The sequence below is a fragment of the Pseudomonas sp. yb_5 genome (genome assembly GCF_043103865.1).
Classification (GTDB): domain Bacteria; phylum Pseudomonadota; class Gammaproteobacteria; order Pseudomonadales; family Pseudomonadaceae; genus Aquipseudomonas; species Aquipseudomonas putida_Y.
The window spans coordinates 1-22,488 of record NZ_JBICKE010000055.1; the positions used below are offsets into that span (position 1 = coordinate 1).

21 protein-coding genes are annotated in these 22,488 nt (G+C 63.3%); 13 read left to right on the plus strand and 8 right to left on the minus strand.

Translation table 11 applies throughout. From position 1 onward, the window contains the following. Positions 1 to 51: 51 nt before the first annotated feature. Positions 52 to 840, minus strand: a complete 789-nt coding sequence (locus tag ACF8GF_RS07585; RefSeq protein WP_392488117.1) for a DUF6515 family protein — start codon at positions 838 to 840, stop codon at positions 52 to 54. A gap of 395 nt (positions 841 to 1,235) precedes the next feature. On the opposite strand from ACF8GF_RS07585, the gene ACF8GF_RS07590 reads away from it, so the two are divergent. Both ACF8GF_RS07590 and ACF8GF_RS07595 read left to right on the plus strand, forming a co-directional pair. Next, the gene (locus tag ACF8GF_RS07590; protein WP_003249795.1) at positions 1,236 to 1,712 is read left to right on the plus strand and encodes an Lrp/AsnC family transcriptional regulator; all 477 of its coding nucleotides are present in this window, start codon (positions 1,236 to 1,238) and stop codon (positions 1,710 to 1,712) included. 54 nt (positions 1,713 to 1,766) lie between these two features. Then, entirely contained in the window at positions 1,767 to 1,970 is a 204-nt protein-coding gene (locus ACF8GF_RS07595; RefSeq protein ID WP_003249787.1) for a DUF2788 domain-containing protein, read from the plus strand. Between the two features lie 52 nt (positions 1,971 to 2,022). Here ACF8GF_RS07595 and ACF8GF_RS07600 read toward each other — a convergent pair whose 3' ends face one another. The 4 genes from ACF8GF_RS07600 to ACF8GF_RS07615 all read right to left on the minus strand — a co-directional run bounded on the left by ACF8GF_RS07600 (position 2,023) and on the right by ACF8GF_RS07615 (position 8,202). Next, positions 2,023 to 2,655, minus strand: coding sequence for a pseudouridine synthase (locus ACF8GF_RS07600; RefSeq protein ID WP_392488118.1), 633 nt, complete (start codon positions 2,653 to 2,655; stop codon positions 2,023 to 2,025). A gap of 6 nt (positions 2,656 to 2,661) precedes the next feature. Next, positions 2,662 to 4,125 carry an AMP nucleosidase gene (amn, locus tag ACF8GF_RS07605; RefSeq protein WP_176683224.1) on the minus strand — a complete coding sequence of 488 codons (1,464 nt, stop codon included), beginning with the start codon at positions 4,123 to 4,125 and terminating at the stop codon, positions 2,662 to 2,664. 105 nt (positions 4,126 to 4,230) lie between these two features. Beyond that, the gene (locus ACF8GF_RS07610; protein WP_176683223.1) at positions 4,231 to 5,883 is read right to left on the minus strand and encodes an acyl-CoA dehydrogenase family protein; all 1,653 of its coding nucleotides are present in this window, start codon (positions 5,881 to 5,883) and stop codon (positions 4,231 to 4,233) included. 330 nt (positions 5,884 to 6,213) lie between these two features. Continuing rightward, positions 6,214 to 8,202, minus strand: coding sequence for a hybrid sensor histidine kinase/response regulator (locus ACF8GF_RS07615; protein ID WP_176683222.1), 1,989 nt, complete (start codon positions 8,200 to 8,202; stop codon positions 6,214 to 6,216). A 264-nt stretch (positions 8,203 to 8,466) separates the two neighbouring features. Between ACF8GF_RS07615 and ACF8GF_RS07620 the strand changes: the two genes are divergently transcribed. The 4 genes from ACF8GF_RS07620 (at position 8,467) to ACF8GF_RS07635 (ending at position 12,033) form a co-directional block, all read left to right on the plus strand. Beyond that, complete coding sequence (locus ACF8GF_RS07620) at positions 8,467 to 9,264, plus strand: hydroxymethylpyrimidine/phosphomethylpyrimidine kinase (protein ID WP_209963259.1); 798 nt, start codon at positions 8,467 to 8,469, stop codon at positions 9,262 to 9,264. A 13-nt stretch (positions 9,265 to 9,277) separates the two neighbouring features. Continuing rightward, the gene (gene thiE, locus ACF8GF_RS07625) at positions 9,278 to 9,901 is read left to right on the plus strand and encodes a thiamine phosphate synthase (protein ID WP_176683221.1); all 624 of its coding nucleotides are present in this window, start codon (positions 9,278 to 9,280) and stop codon (positions 9,899 to 9,901) included. A 16-nt stretch (positions 9,902 to 9,917) separates the two neighbouring features. After that, positions 9,918 to 11,201: a glutamate-1-semialdehyde 2,1-aminomutase gene (gene hemL / locus ACF8GF_RS07630; protein WP_012053798.1), complete on the plus strand. Its 1,284-nt coding sequence runs from the start codon at positions 9,918 to 9,920 to the stop codon at positions 11,199 to 11,201. A gap of 286 nt (positions 11,202 to 11,487) precedes the next feature. Continuing rightward, positions 11,488 to 12,033 carry a tetratricopeptide repeat protein gene (locus tag ACF8GF_RS07635; protein WP_176683220.1) on the plus strand — a complete coding sequence of 182 codons (546 nt, stop codon included), beginning with the start codon at positions 11,488 to 11,490 and terminating at the stop codon, positions 12,031 to 12,033. A gap of 3 nt (positions 12,034 to 12,036) precedes the next feature. On the opposite strand, the gene ACF8GF_RS07640 is transcribed toward ACF8GF_RS07635, so the two are convergent. Then, on the minus strand, positions 12,037 to 12,363 hold the full coding sequence (locus ACF8GF_RS07640) for a DUF1820 family protein (RefSeq protein ID WP_003249769.1): 327 nt from the start codon (positions 12,361 to 12,363) through the stop codon (positions 12,037 to 12,039). A gap of 232 nt (positions 12,364 to 12,595) precedes the next feature. On the opposite strand from ACF8GF_RS07640, the gene ACF8GF_RS07645 reads away from it, so the two are divergent. Genes ACF8GF_RS07645 through lnt form a run of 4 tightly spaced genes read left to right on the plus strand, consistent with a single transcriptional unit; the run spans position 12,596 to position 16,451 of the window. Beyond that, the gene (locus ACF8GF_RS07645; protein ID WP_014592526.1) at positions 12,596 to 13,594 is read left to right on the plus strand and encodes a PhoH family protein; all 999 of its coding nucleotides are present in this window, start codon (positions 12,596 to 12,598) and stop codon (positions 13,592 to 13,594) included. Then, positions 13,587 to 14,060: an rRNA maturation RNase YbeY gene (ybeY, locus tag ACF8GF_RS07650; RefSeq protein WP_176683219.1), complete on the plus strand. Its 474-nt coding sequence runs from the start codon at positions 13,587 to 13,589 to the stop codon at positions 14,058 to 14,060. Before ACF8GF_RS07645 ends, ybeY begins: the two co-directional genes overlap by 8 nt. A 25-nt stretch (positions 14,061 to 14,085) precedes the next feature. Next, positions 14,086 to 14,925 carry an HlyC/CorC family transporter gene (locus ACF8GF_RS07655; protein ID WP_003249762.1) on the plus strand — a complete coding sequence of 280 codons (840 nt, stop codon included), beginning with the start codon at positions 14,086 to 14,088 and terminating at the stop codon, positions 14,923 to 14,925. 8 nt (positions 14,926 to 14,933) lie between these two features. Then, positions 14,934 to 16,451, plus strand: coding sequence for an apolipoprotein N-acyltransferase (gene lnt, locus ACF8GF_RS07660; protein ID WP_176683218.1), 1,518 nt, complete (start codon positions 14,934 to 14,936; stop codon positions 16,449 to 16,451). A gap of 146 nt (positions 16,452 to 16,597) precedes the next feature. Here lnt and ACF8GF_RS07665 read toward each other — a convergent pair whose 3' ends face one another. Both ACF8GF_RS07665 and ACF8GF_RS07670 read right to left on the minus strand, forming a co-directional pair. Further along, positions 16,598 to 17,359, minus strand: coding sequence for a YdcF family protein (locus tag ACF8GF_RS07665; RefSeq protein ID WP_339444021.1), 762 nt, complete (start codon positions 17,357 to 17,359; stop codon positions 16,598 to 16,600). Between the two features lie 134 nt (positions 17,360 to 17,493). After that, complete coding sequence (locus tag ACF8GF_RS07670) at positions 17,494 to 17,808, minus strand: hypothetical protein (protein ID WP_176683216.1); 315 nt, start codon at positions 17,806 to 17,808, stop codon at positions 17,494 to 17,496. A gap of 226 nt (positions 17,809 to 18,034) precedes the next feature. Between ACF8GF_RS07670 and leuS the strand changes: the two genes are divergently transcribed. From leuS to holA, 3 genes are all read left to right on the plus strand, one after another. After that, complete coding sequence (gene leuS, locus ACF8GF_RS07675; RefSeq protein ID WP_209963246.1) at positions 18,035 to 20,641, plus strand: leucine--tRNA ligase; 2,607 nt, start codon at positions 18,035 to 18,037, stop codon at positions 20,639 to 20,641. Positions 20,642 to 20,702: 61 nt separating this feature from the next. Then, positions 20,703 to 21,308 carry an LPS assembly lipoprotein LptE gene (lptE, locus tag ACF8GF_RS07680; RefSeq protein ID WP_176683214.1) on the plus strand — a complete coding sequence of 202 codons (606 nt, stop codon included), beginning with the start codon at positions 20,703 to 20,705 and terminating at the stop codon, positions 21,306 to 21,308. Between the two features lie 38 nt (positions 21,309 to 21,346). Next, the gene (gene holA / locus ACF8GF_RS07685; RefSeq protein ID WP_176683213.1) at positions 21,347 to 22,384 is read left to right on the plus strand and encodes a DNA polymerase III subunit delta; all 1,038 of its coding nucleotides are present in this window, start codon (positions 21,347 to 21,349) and stop codon (positions 22,382 to 22,384) included. Positions 22,385 to 22,488 lie beyond the last annotated feature (104 nt).

The following is a 22,488-nucleotide window of genomic DNA, read 5'->3' on the forward strand; positions in this document are numbered from 1 at the left end:
CGCTACCGTATTCGCGGGTAAACCCGCTCCTACAGGGGTTCCGTGCAGGGTTCAGTTGATGCTGTAACCCCGACCACTGAAGCAGGCCCCCAGCGCCCGCTGGTAGTGGCTGAGCACAGTGGCCTCCGGTGCGTACGTCGCCGTCGCCGGGTCGAAGCCCGACTGGCTCACCGCCCAGCGATGGCACTGATAGCGGTCCTGCTCCTGCTGTTCCTGCCCCTGGCCATACATCGGATAAGCCACCACGTCATACCCGCCGTTTGCCGGTGCCACCGGCACGCCGACCGGCGGGTTGACCACCACATATTCCTGGCTGTCTGCCAGGTACTGGTAATAGGTATCGGCCACCAGAAAGAACAGCGCACCCCCCAACCACACTTCCCGCGCATAAGGCGGCAGGTAATTGACCCGCACGCCGTACGGCGGGGTCACCACGATGTAACTGCCCCCGTGCGGGCGGTACCAGTAACCCCCGGAGTAGAAATAGTCAGCGCCCCGGTAGGGTACTTTCCAGTAACGGTCAGGAAAATGGTCCACCCTGTGCCCTGGGCGATACTGCGGCCCAGGCCCCCAGCCATTGCCATGGCCATCCGGGCGCCCCTGCCAGTCGCCACCGGGCCGTTGCCCCGGGCCACCGGTTTGCCAGTGGTGATCATCACCGTGTCGGCGGGGAATGTCCTGGTAATACCCCTGGCGCGGCGGCTGGGTCTGGCGCACTTCGTCGCGCGAGTTGAGCGAGCGCCCCGACGGCCCCTCGCCAGGCCCTTCAGCCAGGGCCCGAAGGCTGATGCTAAAACCTAGCAAACCAACACCTGCCAACTGCCAGATGCGCGACGTCATGGTGTTCCTCTCGGTAGAAAAAACTGCAACCATCGCCAGTCTACCGCGCCCATGACACAGGCCAATTAAAATTCCCGGCATGAAAAAAGGGAGGCCACAGGGCCTCCCTTCAGAAATTGTCGTCCGTGCTCGGCACTTGTGGCGCCGGCTCACCTCACACCGTCTTCTGGAGGGTGTGTAGCCCGGGGGCCTGCAGATCCTGTTGGATGGCTGGCCGCGACCGCCCGCCTAGGGCGCGTCGCCGTGGACTGATGTCCGGGCAGTGATTCTGGTGATAAAGATACCGGACGGGTTGCGACAGAGGATTGCGAAGATTGCTCAGATAAATAGCACTTGCGCAATTTTTCACCCTGGATTGATAATTCGCAGCAATCCGAACAGAAAAGGCAAATGCCATGAGCAAACTTGACCGCTACGACCTGAGCATCCTCGCCGAATTGCAGCGCGATGCGCGCATTTCCAACCAGGAACTGGCCGAACGCATCGGCCTGTCGCCATCGCCATGCTCACGTCGGGTCAAGCAACTGGAAGACGACGGCTACATCTCGCGCCAGGTGGCCCTGCTCGACCGCAAGAAACTGGGCCTGAGCCTGACCGCCTATGTGTTGATAGGCATGGACCGCCACACCCCGGAACGCTTTGAAACATTCGAGGCCGCCATCCGCAACCTGCCGCAGGTGCTCGAGTGCAGCCTGGTCACCGGCATGGATGCCGACTATCAGCTGAAAGTGGTGGTGCCGGACATGGACCACTACCAGAAACTGCTTCTAGGCAGCCTGACGCGTATCGAAGGCGTCACCAGCGTGCGTTCGAGCTTCGTGCTCAACCAGGTACTGGCCAGCACCGAGCTGCCATTGACCCACCTGCGTTAAATGCTCACGCCAGCCGACGTATAATCGGACGCTCAACCCGCCTGGAGAACACCGATGGATCCCGCCGTATTCGAAGAGTGGATGATGATTATCCTGGTCACCGTATTGATCGGTTTCATGGGCTTCATCGTCTGGGACCTGGCGAAAAAGTCCAAGGCAGGCAAGTTCGGCACGCTGATCCTGTTCTTCGTGCTGGGGCTTGGGGTGCTGGCCTTCATCATCAAAAGCGTGGTGGTGGGGTTTCTGGAAGGCGTATAAAACATTTCAGGGCCATTCGCGGGCATGCCCGCGAACAGGCCCCTGACCTGAACTAAAGCCTGGCAGGGACCTCCCGCCAGCCCCCCTGCTCCAGCCCATCCAGCGCCCAATCCCCGATCCGCACCCGCACCAGGCGTAAGGTCGGCAAGCCCACCGCCGCCGTCATCCGCCGCACCTGGCGGTTACGCCCTTCGCGAATCACCAGTTCCAGCCAACTGGTCGGCACACTTTTGCGAAAGCGTACCGGCGGGTTGCGCGGCCACAGCTCGGGCTCTTCCAGGCGCCGCGCCTCGGCCGGCAAGGTCGGCCCATCGTTCAGCTCCACACCATCGCGCAAACGCTGCAACTGCTCGTCACTCGGTTCGCCTTCCACCTGCACCCAGTAGGTTTTGGCCAGCTTGTGCTTCGGGTCGGCAATCCGCGCCTGTAGCCCACCATCATTGGTCAACAACAGCAGGCCTTCACTGTCGCGGTCCAGACGCCCGGCCGGGTATACGCCCGGGATGTCGATGAAGTCCTTGAGCGTCGCGCGCCCTTCACCGTCGCTGAACTGGGTCAGCACGTCGAACGGTTTGTTGAACAGGATCAGGCGCGGCTCAGCGGGTGGCGCCTTGGCCTGGCGACGCGGGCCGGCGGCAGGCCGCGCCTGGGGGCGGCGCGGCTTGTTACGGGGTGGCAGTGACATGGATCCTCAGCGGAACGGCGGCTCATCGAAGCTGCGCAGTTTACGCGAGTGCAGCGAGTTGAGCTCGGTGCGCAGCAGGTCGAGGGCGGCAATGCCGATCTTCAGGTGCTGGCTGACCGCCCGGTTGTAGAAGGCGTTGGCCGAACCTGGCAGTTTGATCTCGCTGTGCAGCGGCTTGTCGGACACACACAGCAAGGTGCCGTAAGGCACGCGCAAACGGTAGCCCTGGGCAGCAATGGTGCCGCTTTCCATGTCCACCGCCACGGCACGCGACAGGTTGATCAACGGGCGTTCCTGGGCCCAGCGCAGCTCCCAGTTGCGGTCGTCGTAGGTCAGCACGGTGCCGGTGCGCAGGCGCTTTTTCAACTGCTCGCCACGCTCGCCAGTGACCTGTGCGGCAGCCTCCTGCAAGGCCATCTGCACTTCGGCCAGGGCCGGGATCGGGATATTCGGCGGCACGACCCGGTCGAGAATGCCGTCACGACGCATATAGGCGTGCGCCAGCACGTAGTCGCCGATGGTCTGCGACTGCCGCAGGCCGCCGCAGTGGCCGATCATCAGCCAGCAATGCGGGCGCAGCACGGCCAGGTGGTCGGTGATGTTCTTGGCGTTGGACGGGCCGACACCAATGTTGACCAAGGTAACGCCATTGCCGTCGGCGGCGATCAGGTGGTAGGCCGGCATCTGGTAGCGGTGCCAGACCACGCTGGCCACCAGGGCCTGGGTTTCGCCATGGTCCATGCCCTTTTCGATCACAACGTTACCCGGCAACACCATACGCACGAAGCGCGAGTCGTCACGCAGTTGTTCCAGGCCATGGCTGATGAACTGATCGACATAGCGGTGGTAGTTGGTCAGCAGGATCCACGGCTGTACATGGCGCCAGTCGCTGCCGGTGTAGTGCACCAGGCGGCGCAGCGAGAAGTCGACCCGCGCGGCATCGAACAACGCCAGTGGCATGATTTCAGCACGGTCCCAGTCGTACAGGCCATCAGCGATGTTGTCGGTGGCCGCCGACAGGTCGGTGCTGGGGAACACACGCGCCAGCTGCGCAGCGGTAATGCCGCTGCCGGCCAGCTCGTCGCCCTGGTCGACCACATAGGGGTAAGGGATGTTCTGCTCGCTGACGCCGACTTCTACCGTGACGGTGTAGTCATGCATCAGCGGGCGCAGTTGTTCCAGCAGGTAGCCACGGAACGCAGCGGGCTGGGTAATGGTGACGCTGTAGGTGCCGGCAACCTGAACCTTGGCGTAGGCGCGGGTGGTGGCGGCGACTTCGCCATGGCTGTAGTAGGTCAGACGCAGTGCCGGGTAGCGGAACAGGTCGCGCTCATCGGCATCGGGCTCGGTACGGTCCTTCAGGTAACGCTTCAGGGCCTTACTAAGGGCCCCTGTGGCCTGTTCATGCAAGGCCGCCAGACGGTCGACGGCCTGTTCGGGGGTATCAACGACTACAAAAGCGTGGCTCACACTGTGCTTCCTGTCTGGACATGCATGTGATCCATCTTGCCTGCCTTCTTGGTTAAATACACCCCCATTGATCGCTGTTGGGTTGATTCGCGGGCAAGCCCGCTGCTACAGCGGCCAGGCAGGCGTAGCCCTTGTTACCAATGCCATCACATCCACACCTCGCGGCAGTGCCCCATACACCCTGCCACCACCGGCCAAGCGGCTGCCGATAAACGCATCACTGACCTCTGTATTCCCCGCCTCCAGCAGCAGCTTGGCCTGCAACGCCAGGGCAATATCCTCGGTCAGTTGGCGCGCGCGGTACTGCATGTCACCGGTGTCGGCAAACGCCCCCTTGAGGTTGCCGATATGCGCCGCCAGGCGCGGGTCGCCATGCCCGTCACCCAGCTCGGCAAACAGTGCATCGAGCACTCCCGGCTCCTTGGACAAGGCCCGCAGCACATCCAGGCACTGCACGTTGCCCGAGCCCTCCCAGGTCGAGTTGACCGGCGCCTCGCGGTACAGCCGTGGCAGAATGCTGTCTTCCACATAACCCGCGCCACCCAGGCATTCGGCGGCCTCGTTGATCATGGCCGGCGCACGTTTGCAGATCCAGTATTTGCCCACCGCCGTGACCAGCCGAGCGAAATGCGCCTGCTGTGGGTCGTCCAGTTGCTCCAGCGCCTGGCCCATGCGCAAGCTCAGGGCCAACGCAGCCTCACTTTCCAGTGCCAGGTCGGCTAGCACGTTCTGCATCAATGGCTGCTCGTTCAGTACCCGCCCGCCGACCTTGCGATGCGCGCAATGGTGGGCCGCCTGCGTCAGCGCCTGGCGCATCAGCGCGCTGGAGCCGACCATGCAGTCGAACCGGGTCATGGCGACCATCTCGATGATGGTCGGCACGCCGCGCCCCTCTTCGCCAATCATCCACGCCAGCGCACCGCGGAACTCTACCTCGCTGGAGGCGTTGGAGCTGTTGCCCAGCTTGTTCTTCAGCCGCTGGATATAGAACTGGTTGCGGTTGTCATCCGGGCGGTGGCGCGGCAGCAGAAAGCAGCTCAGGCCTTTGTCGGTTTGCGCCAAGGTCAGGAAAGCGTCGCACATCGGCGCCGAGCAGAACCACTTGTGGCCAACCAGCTCATAGGCCTGCCCCGGGCCCGGCGTACCGACCGGATAGGCCCGGGTAGTGTTGGCGCGCACATCGGTGCCGCCCTGCTTTTCGGTCATCGCCATGCCAAGCGTGACCCCGGCCTTGTGCCGGTCACCCACGTTGCGCGGATCATATTCGCAGGCAAGGACCTTCGGCAGCCAGTATTCAGCCAGTTCAGGCTGCAAGCGCAATGCCGGCACGGCGGCAAACGTCATGGTCAGCGGGCAACCGGTGCCGGCCTCGGCCTGGCTGTGCAGGTAGGTCATCGACGCCCTTGCAACATGGGCGCCAGCGCGGGGTTCGGCCCATGGTAAAGAAGGCAGGCCATGTTCGACGGCGGTACGCATCAGCTCATGGTAGGCCGGGTGGAACTCGACCAGGTCGATGCGATGGCCATAGCGGTCGTGGCTGCTGAACTCGGGTTTGTGCGCGTTGGCCAGGAAGCCTGCCTGCATCAGCGGGCCGCCGGCCAGGGCACCATAGGCGTCGATCCGCGACTCGGCCCAGCCCGCGCCAAAACGCCTTGACCATTCCTGCAGTGGAATGTCGAGGCGGTACAGGTTGGCACCGTCGAGTGGCGGCGGCTGATTGGTGACTTCGTGGGTTTCAGCGTACTGGTGCAGGCTCATCGGGGGGCTCCTGGATCCGGGTAGGCTTGAGAGACCCAGTGAAGCACTGCTTGCGGGGTAGTCAAAGGGGTATTAATGACTAAACGTGTGGTTGCTGGCGTGCGCGCGCGCGTAGGAGCGGGTTTACCCGCGAATACGGTGGTGGCGGCAACGGTGAACGGCGGGTGGATATCGGCCAGCAGACCCGGCCCTTTCGCGGGTGAACCCGCGCCTACAACGACCTGTGCTGTGTAGGAGCGGGTTTACCCGCGAATACGGTGGTGGCGGCAACGGTGAACAGTGGGTGGATATTGGCCAGCAGACCCGGCGCTTTCGCGGGTGAACCCGCTCCTACAGCGAGCGCCGCGCCTGCAGCATGTGCGGGCTCATCTGCGCCTGCGAAATCGCCATGTTCAAACTCAACTCGAAGCGGCTACCCAACCCGCGCGTCGATTCATGTGCCAATCTGGCCCCCAGCAACTCCCCCATCTGCCGGCAAATCGACAAGCCGATGCCCAAACCGCCATACCGCCGGGTCATCGAACCATCGACCTGGAAGAACCGCTGGTACAGGGTCGACTGCTCCAGATCATCGAAACCGATACCGCTGTCGCTGACGGTAAAGGTCAACGCCAGATCACCCGGCCCCACCCGGCGGCCGCGTACCTGGATCATCACCCCGCCCTGATGGGTGAACTTCAAACCGTTATCCACCAGGCAACCCAGGCAGTGCGCCAGTTTCTGCCCGTCACCGAGCAACTCGTCCGGCAGGTCGGCCGGAATATCCAGGCTCAGGTACAAGCCTTTGCCCAGAGCCTGCCCGGCATAACCAGCGCGCAAGCCCTGTAACAGGGCGCGCAGGCTGAACGGTGCCGGCTGCACCCGCAGGCGGCCGGCCTGCAATTCGGACAGGGTAAGAATGGCATCGACCATATCCATCATGCCTTGGGCAGACCCCACTGCCGTGTGATGGTACTGAGCCATTTCGGCATCCATCGGCAGGGTGTGCATCAACTCGAGCGAGCCAATCACCCCGTTCATCGGGGTGCGCAGCTCGTGAGTCACGCTGGCCAGGAACTCGTCCTTCAGACGGTTGCTCCTGGCCAGTTGCAGGTTCAGTTGCTCGAGCGTACGCCCAGTGTCGCGCAAGGTCTGCGCCTGCTGCTCGCGCAGGCTGTTGATGCGGTCGGCCAGCGCCAGCGACAACAAGGCCACCTCCAGCGCCGAACCCAACTGGCTGGCATACATGGTGATGAACACGTTCGGCAGGTAGCCCAGCACCATCAAGGTGTTGACCAGACCGCCAAGCAGAAACGCCGTCCAGGCGATGATGAACCAGCGCGCCACTCGAAAGCCGCGCCACCAGGCATACAGGCCGGCGCAGAAGACGCTTACAGTGAACAGCAACGCCAGCAGCGTGGCCATGCGCAGAGCAACGCCATAGGGCATGCTCACCGCCAGCACCATGACCAGCGCGCCCCCCAGCATCAGCAGTTGCAACAGGCGGTCGAAGCCACGGTTGATGCTGCCCAGTCGCAGGAAGTGCCGGGCGAACTGGCAACCGAACAGGCCGGCTGCACCAATGAACAATGGCGTGGAGGCATTCGCCCACCAAGGGCTGTCTGGCCAGAAGTACGCTACACCGGCACCGTTCACCGACACCTGGTAAAGGCCGAACGAAGCGATGTAAAGGATGTAGTAGAGGTAGCTGACGTCGCGCACGCTCAGGTAGATGAACAGGTTGTATACCAGCATCACCAGCAACACGCCGTAGATCATCCCCAGCACATACAGGCGCGTGGGCTGCTCTTCCAGGTAGGCATCAGGGGACCATAACGCCAGCGGTGCTTGCACCGACCCCTGGCTGTGCAGCCGCAGGTACGCGGTAGTCACCTTGCCAGGGGGCAATTGCAATTCGAACAAGTAGTTGTTCTGCCGGATCTGCCGGCTGTCGTAAGGCAAGGCATCGCCGGTACGCTGCGCCAGACGGTACATGCCGCTGCTGTCAGGCAAATACAGTTCGAGGTGATCCAGCGGCGGGTAGGCCAGCTCCAGCAACCATTGACGCGGGGCTGCACTGGGCGCGGCAACGGGGCGCAACTCGACCTTGAGCCAGAACACCGAGGTGGAGTAACCGGCGTTCAGCACATCTTCATGGTGGGGCTGAAAGTGTTTGGCAAACCCGGGGGCACTGACCTGAGCGATGCTGGCATTGCCATCGGGGTCTTCATAAACCTGCATGGCCTTGCCCAGTGGAAGATGCCGGGTAGCGTCGTCGAAATCGACCGCTCCGGCCAGCACGGGCAGCAAGCCCAGAAGCACAATCAGCAAATAGCGCATACAGCCCCAGCATGGCCTGTCCGGTCGCGTCGCGGTAGCCTCCCATCCGTTTGAGACGACGTGATCCTGCAGAACCCGTTTGTAGAGTTATCCGAGCACTCTAGCATAGCTTCACAACCTGGCAATGGGCCATAAAAAACACAAAGAAAAGGCTCTAAATCAACGCTTTCAATAGAAAAACAACAGACAACCTGACCGATCGATCAGTAAAACTCGTTTGTCGGACGATCCGCCCAAACAGGTTTGGTGGTAAGCTCGCCGACCATGAATACCTACAGCTCCCGCCCCGTTGTCCTCTGTCTCTCCGGCCACGACCCCAGTGGCGGCGCCGGCTTGCAGGCAGATATCGAAGCCCTGATTGCCCAAGGCTGCCACGCTGCACCTGCAGTGACCGCCCTGACCGTGCAGGATACCGTCAACGTTTCCGACTTCCGCGTACTCGACCGCGAGTGGGTGCTGGCCCAGGCCAACGCCGTGCTGGCCGACTCCACGGTGGCCGCCGTCAAGTTGGGCATGCTCGGCTCGATCGAGATGGTCGACACCGTCGCCGAACTGCTGGCCGCCCACCCCCACCTGCCGCTGGTCTGCGACCCGGTGCTGCGTGCCGGTGGCGGTGGCCGCCTGGGCAAGGACGAAGTGGGCTACGCCCTGCGCGAACGTCTGCTGCCGCTGGCGACCATCGCCACACCGAACCTGCCCGAAGCACGCATCCTCGCCGAACTGCCCGAAGGCACCGCTGACGAATGCGCCAAGAAACTGTTGCCGTTCTGTAGACACCTGCTGATTACCGGCGGTCACGGCGACGAAGACGAAATTCACAACCGCCTGTACACCCAGGACGGCCAGCACTTCACCTGGACTTGCCAGCGCCTGCCAGGCAGCTACCACGGCTCGGGCTGTACCCTGGCCAGCGCCCTGGCCGGCCGCCTGGCGCTCGGCGAGCAGCTGGAAAGCGCCGTGCGCACCGCCCTGGACTACACCTGGCGCACCCTGCGTGACGCCGAGCAACTGGGCAAGGGCCAGTACGTGCCGCGCCGCCTGCCCCTGGACTTCTGCTCCTGACACGAGGCCTTCAATGAAGCTACGCGGTCTGTATGCCATCACCGACAGCCAGCTGCTCGCCGGCCGTTTCCTGTCCCATGTCGAGGCGGCCCTGGAAGGCGGCGTGTGCCTGCTGCAGTACCGCGACAAGAGCGACGATGCGGCGCGCCGCCTGCGTGAAGCCGAAGGGCTGATGAAGCTCTGCGAGCGTTACGGCACCCGGTTGCTGATCAACGATGACGCCGAACTGGCCGCACGCCTGGGTGTCGGCGTACACCTGGGCCAGACCGACGGCCCGCTGACCCCGGCCCGCGCACTGCTAGGCCGTCAGGCAATCATCGGTTCCACCTGTCACGCCAGCCTCGAACTGGCCACCCAGGCTGCCAGCGAAGGCGCCAGCTACGTGGCGTTTGGCCGCTTCTTCAATTCTGTCACCAAGCCGGGCGCGCCCGCTGCCAACGTCGAACTGCTGCAGCAGGCCCGCGCCCAGGTGAAACTGCCGATCGCCGTGATCGGCGGCATCACCCTCGACAACGCCGCCCCGCTGGTCGCCCACGGTGCCGACTTGCTGGCGGTGATCCACGGTTTGTTCGGTGCCGACAGCGCGCAGGAAGTCACCCGCCGCGCCCGCGCCTTCAACGCCTTGTTCGCATCCTGATTCGAGAGATACTTCCATGTCCCGTTCCGAAGCCCTGTTCGCCCAAGCCCAGAAGCACATCCCCGGCGGCGTCAACTCGCCAGTCCGCGCTTTCAAGAGCGTTGGCGGCACGCCGCTGTTCTTCAAGCATGCCGAAGGCGCCTATGTCGTTGACGAGGACGACAAACGCTACGTCGACTACGTCGGCTCCTGGGGCCCGATGATCCTCGGCCACGGCCACCCGGACGTGCTGGACTCGGTACGCAAGCAGCTGGAGCACGGCCTGTCCTACGGCGCGCCGACCGCCATGGAAACCGAGATGGCCGATCTGGTCTGCTCGATCGTACCGTCGATGGAAATGGTGCGCATGGTCAGCTCGGGCACCGAAGCCACCATGAGCGCCATCCGCCTGGCCCGCGGCTACACTGGCCGTGACGCCATCATCAAATTCGAAGGCTGCTACCACGGCCACTCCGACAGCCTGCTGGTAAAAGCCGGCTCCGGCTTGCTGACCCAAGGCGTGCCAAGCTCGGCAGGCGTGCCAGCGGACTTCGCCAAACACACCCTGACCCTGCCGTTCAACGACATCGCTGCCGTCGAGAAGACCTTGGCCGAAGTTGGCCAGACCGTGGCCTGCATCATCGTGGAGCCCGTGGCCGGCAACATGAACTGCGTGCCACCGGCACCGGGCTTCCTCGAGGGCCTGCGCGAGCAATGCGACAAGCATGGCGTGGTGCTGATTTTCGACGAAGTGATGACCGGTTTCCGCGTCTCGCTCGGCGGCGCCCAGGGCCATTACGGCATCACGCCGGACCTGTCTACCTTCGGCAAGATCGTCGGTGGCGGCATGCCGGTCGGCTGTTTCGGCGGCAAGCGTGAAATCATGGGCTGCATCGCCCCGCTCGGCCCGGTCTACCAGGCCGGCACCCTGTCGGGCAATCCGCTGGCCATGGCCGCCGGCCTGACCACCCTCAAGCTGATCAGCCGCCCAGGCTTCCACGCCGAGCTGACCGACTACACCAGCCGCATGCTCGATGGCCTGCAGCAGCGCGCCGATGCCGCTGGCGTGCCATTCGTCACCACCCAGGCCGGTGCCATGTTCGGCCTGTACTTCAGCGGCGCCGACGATATCGTCACTTTCGAAGACGTGATGGCCAGCGATGCCGAGCGCTTCAAGCGCTTCTTCCACCTGATGCTCGACGGTGGCGTGTACCTGGCACCGAGCGCGTTCGAGGCGGGCTTCACCTCCATCGCCCACGGTGACAAGGAGCTGCAGATCACCCTGGATGCGGCTGAGAAGGCCTTTGCCGCCCTGAAATAAGCAGCTACTCCCCTTTGTGGGAGCGGCCTTGTGTCGCGATAGGGCCGCAAAGCGGCCCCAGCAATCGATGCATTTCTGCTGGAATTCTGGGGCTGCTGCGCAGCCCTATCGCGACACAAGGCCGCTCCCACAGAGGCCGGTACAGGCAATAATTACGCACGCACAATCAGCTGACTTCCCCAACCAAGCAGAAATTCGAGTAAAACTTTGTAAGGTTGGCGCTGCTTATCCCATAATGTGCCACCAGAGACATTGGCCGCAGCTTTGCAGAGGTAAGTCGATCCCCATGAACCGCACCGGCCGCGCCCTGACCCTGGGCTGCCTGTTGCTTCTTCAGCCCCTGCTGGCCCTGGCGGAGGGCGGTAACTCGTTGCTGATTCCGGCGACGGGCCGCTGTACCTTGAACGTTCAGCCTGAAGACCTGGCAAACGCCCTCAAGGCCTGCGAGCAGACGGCGACTGCGGGGGATGCCCAGGCGCAATTCGAACTGGGCGAGTATTACTACACGCAAACGCCAAAAAACCTGGACAAAGCCCTGGACTGGTTCCAGAAGGCTTCGCTGCAAGGCCATGCCGACGCCCAATACCGCCTGGGCGCCATGTTCTTCCGTGGCGAAGGGGTCAAGGCCAACAACGTGCAGGCCTACATCCTGCTGAAGATGGCTGCGGTCAATGGCGCCGAAGATGCGCTGGACATGGCCGACGAAGTGACCGAGCAAATGCCCCGCGACGAACTGGAACATGCCACCCAGGTGCTCGGCCAGATTTTCCGCAAGTACCTGCTGGAGCTGCAGAGCGCCGAAGGGCGTACGCCGTTCTCGCCGCTTCCCTGAAGGTCACTTTTCCGGCATTGGCATCGGGAACGGCATCACATTGCCGCCACCCTTGGCCTCGCTGATCTTCGCCGTGCCCAGCCGCTCCACCTCATCGATGCGCACAATCGAGTGCATTGGCACGAAACTGCGGACCACTCCGTCGAACTGGCTCTTGAGCTTCTCCTCACTCGGGTCCACTACCAGCTGCGAGCGCTCTCCGAACACGAACTCCTCGATTTCCAGAAAGCCCCACAGGTCACTCTGGTAGATCTGCTTGGCGTACATCTCGAAGACCTGGCCCTGGTTCAGGAAGATCACTTTATAGATGGCGGGTTCGCGTTTGCTCATGTTCGACCAGATAACACATGCGTAAGAAAAGGTGGCCATGATACCTGTTCTGGCCCCTTCGCGGGTGAGCCCGCGCCCACAGGATCTCTACCGGCCTTGCAGGAGCGGGCTCACCCGCGACGAGGCCAGAACAGCCCGTACATACCGTTGAACGTTTCAGTGCTTTCGCCACTGCCATTCAAGGGTTATTCTTGAGTTCAACTCCATCGCCGTCGAGCGGCTAAAAACGACCTTGAACGCACCCATAGAACCCCATCGTTTCATCCTCGAACCCTTCGAGGCCCACCGTTTCGCCAACTTGTGCGGCCAGTTCGACGAGCACCTGCGCCTGATCGAGCAGCGCCTGGCCATCGAGATCCGCAACCGCGGCAATCAGTTCGAACTGATCGGCGAACCCAGGACCACCTCTGCTGCCGAACAGCTGCTGCGCCGTCTCTATCGCGAGACCAAGGCCACCGACCTGTCACCGGAAACCGTACACCTGTACCTGCAGGAGTCGGCTGTCGAAAACATCGACAACCCGGCCGTCAACGAGGTCAGCGTGTCGCTGCGCACGCGCAAGGGCAACATCCGCCCGCGCGGGCTCAACCAGCAGCGCTACGTCAAGGAAATCCTGGCCAACGACATCAATTTCGGCATCGGCCCGGCCGGTACCGGCAAGACCTACCTGGCCGTAGCCTGCGCCGTGGACGCGCTGGAACGCGAACAGGTGCGCCGCATCTTGCTGGTGCGCCCGGCGGTCGAGGCAGGTGAAAAGCTCGGTTTCCTGCCCGGCGACCTGGCACAGAAAATCGACCCGTACCTGCGCCCGCTGTACGACGCCCTGTACGAAATGCTCGGCTTCGAACACGTGGCCAAGCTGATCGAACGCCAGGTGATCGAAATCGCCCCTCTGGCCTACATGCGTGGCCGCACCCTGAACAACAGCTTCATCATCCTCGACGAAAGCCAGAACACCACGCTCGAACAGATGAAGATGTTCCTGACCCGCATCGGTTTCGGCTCTACCGCGGTGATCACCGGTGACATCACCCAGGTCGACCTGCCCCGTGGCACCAAGTCGGGCCTGGCGCACGTCATCGAGGTGCTGAAGGACGTTCCCGGGATCAGCTTTACCCATTTCCAACCCAAGGATGTGGTTCGTCACCCACTGGTGCAGCGTATTGTCGAAGCCTACGACCGCTTCGAAGCCCGTCAGCCCAAGCCCGAGGCGCCCGGCAAAGATGCTTGAACTTGATATCCAACGGGCCACGGATGCTGCCACTCCAGATGACGCCGCCTTTCGCCGCTGGTGCGAATTGGCGTTGCGCCAGCGCAGCGCAGACTCGGAAATGACCATTCGCCTGGTCGACGAAACCGAAGGCCGCGAGCTGAACCACACCTACCGGCACAAGGACTACGCGACCAATGTGTTGTCGTTCCCGGCCGATGTGCCCGATGACCTGCTCGATATCCCGCTGCTGGGCGACCTGGTGATCTGCGTGGCGGTGGTCGAGCGCGAAGCGGCCGAACAAGGCAAATCGCTGGAGGCGCACTGGGCGCACCTGGTCATCCACGGTTGCCTGCACTTGCTCGGCTATGACCACATCGAGGATGAGGAGGCCGAGGAAATGGAAAGCCTGGAACGGGAATTGCTGGCAGAACTGGGTCACCCCGACCCGTATGCCGATGATGAAACCGACACAATCACACACTGATACACGAAGGATCACGAGAACCGCCATGAGCGAAGATCGATCGAGCAACGGGCAGAAGTCCTGGCTGGGTAAACTGACCCAGGCTTTTGCCCATGAGCCGAAAAACCGCCAGGAGCTGCTTGAGCTGCTGCGCGAAGCCCATCAGAACAAATTGCTGGACAGCGAAGCGCTGACCATCGTCGAAGGCGCCATTCAGGTCGCCGACCTGCAGGTTCGCGACATCATGGTTCCGCGCTCGCAGATGAACAGCATCAAGGCCGGCCAGTCGCCTCGCGAGTTCCTGCCGGCGGTGATCGACGCCGCGCACTCGCGCTACCCGGTAATCGGCGAAAGCCATGACGATGTGCTCGGGATCCTGCTCGCCAAAGACTTGCTGCCATTGATCCTCAAGGAGAACGGCGACAGCTTCAACATCAAGGACCTGCTGCGCCCGGCCACCTTCGTACCCGAGTCCAAGCGCCTGAACGTGTTGCTGCGCGAGTTCCGCGCCAACCACAACCACATGGCCATCGTCATCGACGAATATGGCGGCGTGGCGGGCCTGGTTACCATCGAGGATGTGCTGGAGCAGATCGTCGGCGATATCGAGGACGAGCACGACGTCGAGGAAGACAGCTACATCAAGCCACTGCCCAGCGGTGATTTCCTGGTCAAAGCGCTTACCCCGATCGAGAACTTCAACGAGTTCTTCGACAGCGAGTTCTCCGACGACGAGTTCGACACGGTCGGCGGCCTGGTGATGAGCGCCTTTGGCCACCTGCCCAAGCGCAACGAAACCACTGAGATCGGCTCTTACAAGTTCCGTATTCTCAACGCCGACAGCCGGCGGATACACTTGCTGCGCCTGACCCCGATCACCCGTTAAGGACAAACATGCGTTGGATCACCCGCCCCGGCTGGCCCGGTAACCTGCTGGCCCTGGCGGCCGGTGCTTCCACCCTCCTGGCCCTGGCGCCGTTCGACATCTGGCCGCTGGCAGTGTTGTCCATCGCGATGCTCTACCTTGGCCTGCGCGAGCTCAGCCCGCGCCAGGCCATGTGGCGTGGCTGGTGGTTCGGGTTTGGCCTGTATGGCGCCGGCACCTGGTGGATCTACGTCAGCATGAACACCTACGGCGGCGCCTCGCCGCTGCTGGCGATCGTGCTGTTACTGGCGTTCTTCGCCGCACTGGCCTGGTTCTTTGCCCTGCCCACCTGGTTGTGGGCGCGCTGGCTACGCCGCAACGAAGCGCCACTGGCCGACGCCCTGTGCTTCGCCGCCCTCTGGCTCCTGCAAGAGGCCTTCCGCGGCTGGTTCCTGACCGGCTTCCCCTGGCTGTACGCCGGCTATAGCCAACTGGACGGCCCGCTGGCCGGCCTTGCGCCGTTGGGCGGCGTATGGCTGATTTCCTTCACCCTCGCCCTCACCGCCGCCCTGCTGTGCAACCTGCACCGCCTGCGCACCCGCCCCTCGTTCCTGGCCGTGGCCAGTGTGCTGTTGCTGGCCCCCTGGGTGCTGGGCCTGACGCTCAAGGGCCATGCCTGGACCACTCCGGCAGGCGAGCCGCTGAAAGTGGCGGCGATCCAGGGCAACGTCGAGCAGGACCTGAAATGGGACCCCGCGCACATCGACGCGCAACTGGCGCTATACCGCGACCTGAGCTTCAGCTCCAGGCCGGTGGACCTGCTGGTGTGGCCGGAAACTGCTGTTCCGGTGCTCAAGGACCAGGCCCAGGGCTACATCGACGTGATGGGCCGCTTCGCCGCCGAGCGGCATTCGGCGCTGATCACGGGGGTGCCGGTGCGTGAAGAAGTGCACCACCAGCGCCGCTACTACAACGGCATTACCGTCACAGGCGAAGGCGATGGTACTTACCTCAAGCAGAAGCTGGTGCCGTTTGGCGAGTATGTGCCGCTGCAAGACGTGCTGCGTGGGGCCATCGAGTTCTTCGACCTGCCCATGTCGGACTTCGCCCGCGGCCCGGAAGACCAGCCGCTGCTGCAGGCCAAGGGCTACCAGATTGCGCCTTACATCTGCTACGAGGTGGTCTACCCCGAGTTCGCCGCCGGCCTGGCTGCACGTAGCGACCTGCTGCTGACCATCAGCAACGACACCTGGTTCGGCAAATCCATCGGCCCCTTGCAGCACCTGCAGATGGCGCAGATGCGCGCGCTGGAGGCCGGCCGCTGGATGATCCGCGCCACCAACAACGGCGTGACTGCACTGATCGACCCGTTTGGCCGCATTACCACGCAGGTTCCGCAATTCCAGCAGGCAGTGCTGTATGGCGAAGTGGTGCCGATGCAGCAGCTGACACCTTACCTGCAATGGCGCTCATGGCCGCTGGCAATAGTCTGTGCATTGCTGCTGGGCTGGGCGTTGCTGGCAGGGCGTATTGCAAAAACCGTCTGATTGGCGATACGCGGCCACTGTAGGAGCGGGTTTACCCGCGAATACGGTAGTGGCGGCAACGGTGAACGGCGGGTGGAGATTGGCCGGCAGGGCCGGCCCTTTCTCGGGCAAGCCCGCTCCTACAGGGGACTATGTAAGCCGGTGAATCAGTAAAACACCCGATACCCCGCCAACCCCACAACTTCATTAAGCAGTTGCCCGCTCTGCCACATCGCCCGGCTCTCTGGCAACAGCCCGCCAAACGGCCGCGCATGATCGCGCCCCAGGAACCCCACCGGCGCCGGCACCACCTCGAACCCCGCCTTTTCAAAACTCCAGCGTGAGCGCTGCATGTGCCAGGCCTGGGTCACCAGCACCACCCGGCGAATTCCCAAAGGCTGCAGCACCTTTGCCGTCAGCTGGGCATTTTCCCAAGTCGTGCGGCTGGCCTCTTCGCGCCATTTCACCTCGACAGCGAAATCTTCACGCAGGCGATCAGCCATCAGCCTCGCCTCGCTGGGCGGCGTCCCGTAATGCAACCCGCCACTGGTCAACACTGGCAGACCGGAGGCCTTGGCCAGCCGCGCCGCAAAGCGCATACGCTCCAGCGCCGTGGCCGTGGGCTGGTCACCGCCACCCCAGGCCGGGTCCCCGCGCTCGCGCCCGGCGCCCAGCACCACAATGGCATCCGCCCGGCTCGCCAGGCCGGCCCAGTCGCTCACCGCCAGCGGCGGCTCACTTTCCAGCACACGGGCGGTTTCCTGCACCACCAGCGGCAGGCTCATCAGCCACAGACCACCCAGTCCTGCGGCAAAGCAAAGCGCCGCCAACCGTGGCCGCCGCGTGCGCAGCCACCAGGCAGCAAGCAGCAGCAAGAGCAGCACGCCCGGCGGCATCAGCCATTGTTTGATGAAGAATCGGATCGGCATCGGCCACACCTCCTTGGCAGGCGTGCAGCCTAGAAGGATCGACGCCGGTCAACAAGTGCGTACCGGCGTCGATCGTGAGTTGTGTGATAGTGAAGAACCGGCGCGCGATAGCCTGCGCCTGGCGTCCTGAACGGCTAGCGATGCGGCAGCGTCCTGGATCTCGCCTTACTGGCGGGGCGTTTCTTGTCCTTGAGCCAGATGATCTTGGCCGATGTCGGCTCCGCTTGTGGGTAACTGCCGACAGAGGCATTGTGGCGCTCCGGGAGGGAATCCAGGTAGGCCTTTATCACTTCGAACTCTGCGTGGCTCAGGCCACGCAACTCAAGCTCAGCTGGCATCTCGTCGCGCAATCGAACCGAGGTCCTGGCCGTTTCCAGTGCCAGGCCAAGCCGGTCGATCAGGCGCTCGTAAAGCTCCGGTCTGATTGCGGGTAGCTGCGTCTCTCCCATCCGTTCACCTCATTGAAGGTAAGAATATCCCCCCCACACCTGAGCTTAGCGTCGCTGCAAAAAGCAGCCGTGTGCCGCGACCAGCGGGCATTCGCAACGAAGGTTTCCCACGATACGCAGCGCTGCTGTATGCTACGGCGTTCACTCTAAACGACACCGGAGTGCCGGACGCAGCGAGGTTCCGCTGCCTGGAACAAGGTCTCTTCTCTCTCAGCCAAAAGTAGCCATGCACGAACAATACACGCCCCGTGATATCGAAGCCGCCGCCCAGAAGTTCTGGGACGAGCAACAATCGTTCGCTGTGACCGAACAGCCAGGCAAAGACACCTACTATTGCCTATCGATGTTCCCGTACCCGAGCGGCAAGCTACACATGGGCCACGTGCGCAACTACACCATCGGTGACGTGATTGCCCGCTACCAGCGCATGCTGGGCAAGAACGTCCTGCAACCGATGGGCTGGGACGCTTTCGGCATGCCCGCGGAAAACGCGGCGATGAAAAACAACGTCGCCCCGGCCAAGTGGACGTACGAAAACATCGACTACATGAAGACCCAGCTCAAGAGCCTGGGCCTGGCCATCGACTGGGCACGTGAAGTCACCACCTGCAAACCCGACTACTACCGTTGGGAGCAGTGGCTGTTCACCCGTCTGTTCGAGAAAGGCATCATTTACCGCAAGAACGGTACCGTGAACTGGGACCCGGCGGACCAGACCGTACTGGCCAACGAACAGGTCATCGACGGCCGTGGCTGGCGTTCGGGCGCGCTGATCGAGAAGCGCGAAATCCCGATGTACTATTTCCGCATCACCGACTACGCCGACGAACTGCTGGAGAGCCTCGACGAGCTGCCGGGCTGGCCTGAGCAGGTCAAGACCATGCAGCGCAACTGGATCGGCAAATCGCGCGGCATGGAAGTACAGTTCCCGTACGACCAGGCCAGCATCGGCCACGAAGGCACCCTCAAGGTCTTCACCACCCGTCCGGACACGCTGATGGGCGCCACCTACGTCGCCGTCGCCGCCGAGCACCCGCTGGCCACCCAGGCCGCGCAGGGCAACCCGGCGCTGCAGGCGTTCATCGATGAGTGCAAGAGCGGCAGCGTTGCCGAAGCCGACATGGCCACCCAGGAGAAGAAGGGCATGGCCACTTCCCTGCTGGTCGAGCACCCGCTCACTGGCGAGAAGCTGCCAGTATGGGTCGCCAACTACGTGCTGATGCACTACGGTGATGGCGCGGTAATGGCCGTACCGGCCCACGACGAGCGCGACTTCGAGTTCGCCCACAAGTACAACCTGCCGGTCAAGGCCGTGGTGCGCACCAGCGCTGGCGATGAAGTCGGCAGCGAATGGCAGGCCGCCTATGGCGAACACGGCCAGCTGATCAACTCCGCAGAATTCGACGGCCTGGACTTCGCTGGCGCCTTCGACGCCATCGAAGCGGCGCTGATCCGCAAGGAACTGGGCAAATCGCGTACCCAGTTCCGCCTGCGCGACTGGGGTATCAGCCGCCAGCGCTACTGGGGCTGCCCGATCCCGATCATCCACTGCCCGTCCTGCGGCGACGTACCGGTGCCGGAAGACCAGTTGCCGGTCACCCTGCCGGAGAACGTGGTGCCGGACGGGGCCGGTTCGCCACTGGCGCGCATGCCTGAATTCTACGAATGCAGCTGCCCGAAATGCGGTACTCCGGCCAAGCGCGAAACCGACACCATGGACACCTTCGTCGAGTCGTCCTGGTACTTCGCCCGCTACGCCTCGCCAAACTACGACAAAGGCCTGGTCGACCCCAAAGCCGCCAACCACTGGCTGCCGGTAGATCAGTACATCGGCGGTATCGAACACGCGATCCTGCACTTGCTGTACGCGCGCTTCTTCCACAAGCTGATGCGTGACGAAGGCCTGGTCACCTCGAACGAGCCGTTCAAGAACCTGCTGACCCAGGGCATGGTGGTCGCAGAGACCTACTACCGCGTTGCCAGCAACGGCGGCAAGGACTGGTTCAACCCGGCCGATGTCGAGATCGAGCGTGATGCCAAAGCCAAGATCATTGGCGCCCGCCTGAAGACCGACGGCCTGCCGGTGGAAATCGGTGGCACCGAAAAGATGTCCAAGTCGAAAAACAACGGCGTCGACCCGCAGTCCATGATCGAAGCCTATGGCGCCGACACCTGCCGCCTGTTCATGATGTTCGCCTCGCCGCCCGACATGAGCCTGGAATGGTCCGACTCCGGCGTCGAGGGTGCCAGCCGCTTCCTGCGCCGCGTCTGGCGCCTGGCTCAGGCTCACGTCAGCCAGGGTCTGCCAGGCAAGCTGGATGTCGCCGCCCTGGACGACGCGCAAAAAGTCATCCGCCGCGCGATTCACGCCGCCATCAAGCAGGCCAGCACCGACGTGGGCCAGTTCCACAAGTTCAATACCGCCATCGCCCAGGTGATGACCGTGATGAACGTGCTGGAAAAGGCCCCGCAAGCCACCGAACAGGACCGTGCCCTGCTGCAGGAAGGCCTGGAAGCCGTCACCCTGCTGCTGGCACCGATCACTCCGCACATCTCTCACGCGCTGTGGCAGCACCTGGGCCATGCAGGGTCGGTGATCGATGCCGCATGGCCAAGCGTCGACGAACAGGCGCTGGTGCAGGACACCATTACCTTGGTGGTTCAGGTCAACGGTAAACTGCGCGGCCAGGTCGAGATGCCTGCTGCTGCCAGCCGCGAAGAAGTCGAAGCCGCTGCCCGCAGCAACGAGAATGTCCTGCGCTTCATCGATGGCCTGACCATCCGCAAGGTCATCGTGGTACCGGGCAAACTGGTCAACATCGTCGCCAACTGATGAAAACGCCCACCCGCATTGGCTGCGGGTGGGCGGAACAGGCCCAAAAGGGAGCAACAACATGATCAAACGCAATTTGCTGGTAATCGGCCTGGCGGTCATGCTCAGCGCCTGCGGTTTCCAGCTGCGCGGCACCGGCGCCACCGAGCTGAGCGTGAAGGAAATGGACGTCAGCGCGCGCAATGCCTATGGCCCGACCGTGGTCCAGCTGCGTGAAGTACTGGAACGTAGCGGCGTCAACGTGCACGCCGGCGCACCGTATCGCCTGGTGCTGACCAACGAACAGGAGCGCGAGCGCTCGGCCACCTACAACAGTGGCAACCGCACCGCCGAGTACGAGCTGACCACCAAGCTGGACTACAGCATCCTGGGCCTGAACAACCTGGAGCTGATGAGCGACAAGCTGGAGGTGCGCAAGGTCTACGTGCGTGACGGCTCGAACATCACCGGCTCCGAGCAGGAAGCCAAACGCGCCCGCGAAGAAATGCGCCGCGACCTGGTCAACGCCATGGTCGTACGCTTGCAAATGCTGTCCCCGTCCCAGCTGGATGAGCTGCAGCGTAAAGCCGACGAGCGTGCCAGCGCCGAAGCTGCCGCGCTGGAAGCAGCCCGCCGCCAGCAAGCCGAGACGCCTCAGCAATCGCCACTGGAAGTTCCGGGCAACTAAGCCCGTGAGGGGCGCCCTCGGGCGCCTCGCCTGCTCCCATGAAACTCGCCCCTGCCCAACTCAACAAGCACCTGCAAGGCGCCCTGGCACCGGTCTACGTGGTCAGCGGCGACGACCCGCTGCTGTGCCAGGAAGCCGCCGACGCCATCCGCAATGCCGCGCGTCAGCAAGGTTTCGATGAACGCCAGGTATTCAGTGCCGACGCCAACTTCGACTGGGGCACCCTGCTCCAGGCGGGTGCAAGCCTGTCGCTGTTCGCCCAGCGCCGCCTGCTGGAACTGCGCCTGCCCTCAGGCAAGCCCGGTGACAAAGGTGCCGCCGCGCTGATGGAATACTGCGCCAATCCCGCCGAAGACACGCTGTTGCTGATCAGCCTGCCCAAGCTCGACAGCAGTGCGCAGAAGACCAAGTGGGGCAAGGCATTGATCGAAGGCGCCCATTGCCAGTTCATCCAGATCTGGCCGGTGGATGTGCACCAGTTGCCTCAGTGGATCAACCAGCGCCTGCAACAGGCCGGCCTGTCAGCCCAGCGTGATGCCGTCGACCTGATTGCCGCGCGCGTGGAAGGCAACCTGCTGGCAGCCGCGCAGGAAATCGAAAAGCTCAAGTTGCTGGCCGAAGGCAGCCAGATCACCGTGGAAACCGTGCAGGCTGCCGTCGCCGACAGCGCCCGCTTCGATGTCTTCGGCCTGGTCGATGCCATTCTCAACGGCGAGGCTGCGCATGCCCTGCGCATGCTCGAAGGCTTGCGCGGTGAAGGTGTGGAGCCGCCCGTCATCCTCTGGGCCTTGGCCCGTGAGCTGCGTCAACTGGCGGGGCTGGCCCAGCAGTTCAGCCAAGGCGTGCCATTGGACAAAGCGTTCAGCCAGGCCCGCCCGCCCATCTGGGACAAACGCCGACCGCTGGTCAGCAAGGCCCTGCAGCGCCTCTCGGCGCAGCGCTGGGCACAACTGCTGCAGGATGCCCAGCGTATCGATGCGCAGATCAAAGGGCAGGCAGAAGGTTCGCCCTGGATTGGCCTGGCGCGGCTGTCGCTGTTGATGGCTGGCCAGCGCCTGACCCTGCCGCCCATGTAGGGGCGGGTTTACCCGCGAAAGGGCCGGGGCTGCCGGCCAATATCCCCGGTCATTCGCCGTCGCAGCCGCCACCGTATTCGCGGGTGAACCCGCTCCTACACCTG

What these genes read in the sequence shown, in the direction of transcription:
- ACF8GF_RS07585 (WP_392488117.1), bottom strand. Translation starts at nt 840, where the DNA reads ATGACGTCGCGCATCTGGCAGTTGGCAGGTGTTGGTTTGCTAGGTTTT.
- ACF8GF_RS07590 (WP_003249795.1), top strand. Translation starts at nt 1,236, where the DNA reads ATGAGCAAACTTGACCGCTACGACCTGAGCATCCTCGCCGAATTGCAG.
- ACF8GF_RS07595 (WP_003249787.1), top strand. Translation starts at nt 1,767, where the DNA reads ATGGATCCCGCCGTATTCGAAGAGTGGATGATGATTATCCTGGTCACC.
- ACF8GF_RS07600 (WP_392488118.1), bottom strand. Translation starts at nt 2,655, where the DNA reads ATGTCACTGCCACCCCGTAACAAGCCGCGCCGCCCCCAGGCGCGGCCT.
- ACF8GF_RS07610 (WP_176683223.1), bottom strand. Translation starts at nt 5,883, where the DNA reads ATGAGCCTGCACCAGTACGCTGAAACCCACGAAGTCACCAATCAGCCG.
- ACF8GF_RS07615 (WP_176683222.1), bottom strand. Translation starts at nt 8,202, where the DNA reads ATGCGCTATTTGCTGATTGTGCTTCTGGGCTTGCTGCCCGTGCTGGCC.
- ACF8GF_RS07620 (WP_209963259.1), top strand. Translation starts at nt 8,467, where the DNA reads ATGAATACCTACAGCTCCCGCCCCGTTGTCCTCTGTCTCTCCGGCCAC.
- thiE (WP_176683221.1), top strand. Translation starts at nt 9,278, where the DNA reads ATGAAGCTACGCGGTCTGTATGCCATCACCGACAGCCAGCTGCTCGCC.
- hemL (WP_012053798.1), top strand. Translation starts at nt 9,918, where the DNA reads ATGTCCCGTTCCGAAGCCCTGTTCGCCCAAGCCCAGAAGCACATCCCC.
- ACF8GF_RS07635 (WP_176683220.1), top strand. Translation starts at nt 11,488, where the DNA reads ATGAACCGCACCGGCCGCGCCCTGACCCTGGGCTGCCTGTTGCTTCTT.
- ACF8GF_RS07640 (WP_003249769.1), bottom strand. Translation starts at nt 12,363, where the DNA reads ATGAGCAAACGCGAACCCGCCATCTATAAAGTGATCTTCCTGAACCAG.
- ybeY (WP_176683219.1), top strand. Translation starts at nt 13,587, where the DNA reads ATGCTTGAACTTGATATCCAACGGGCCACGGATGCTGCCACTCCAGAT.
- ACF8GF_RS07655 (WP_003249762.1), top strand. Translation starts at nt 14,086, where the DNA reads ATGAGCGAAGATCGATCGAGCAACGGGCAGAAGTCCTGGCTGGGTAAA.
- lnt (WP_176683218.1), top strand. Translation starts at nt 14,934, where the DNA reads ATGCGTTGGATCACCCGCCCCGGCTGGCCCGGTAACCTGCTGGCCCTG.
- ACF8GF_RS07665 (WP_339444021.1), bottom strand. Translation starts at nt 17,359, where the DNA reads ATGCCGATCCGATTCTTCATCAAACAATGGCTGATGCCGCCGGGCGTG.
- ACF8GF_RS07670 (WP_176683216.1), bottom strand. Translation starts at nt 17,808, where the DNA reads ATGGGAGAGACGCAGCTACCCGCAATCAGACCGGAGCTTTACGAGCGC.
- leuS (WP_209963246.1), top strand. Translation starts at nt 18,035, where the DNA reads ATGCACGAACAATACACGCCCCGTGATATCGAAGCCGCCGCCCAGAAG.
- lptE (WP_176683214.1), top strand. Translation starts at nt 20,703, where the DNA reads ATGATCAAACGCAATTTGCTGGTAATCGGCCTGGCGGTCATGCTCAGC.
- holA (WP_176683213.1), top strand. Translation starts at nt 21,347, where the DNA reads ATGAAACTCGCCCCTGCCCAACTCAACAAGCACCTGCAAGGCGCCCTG.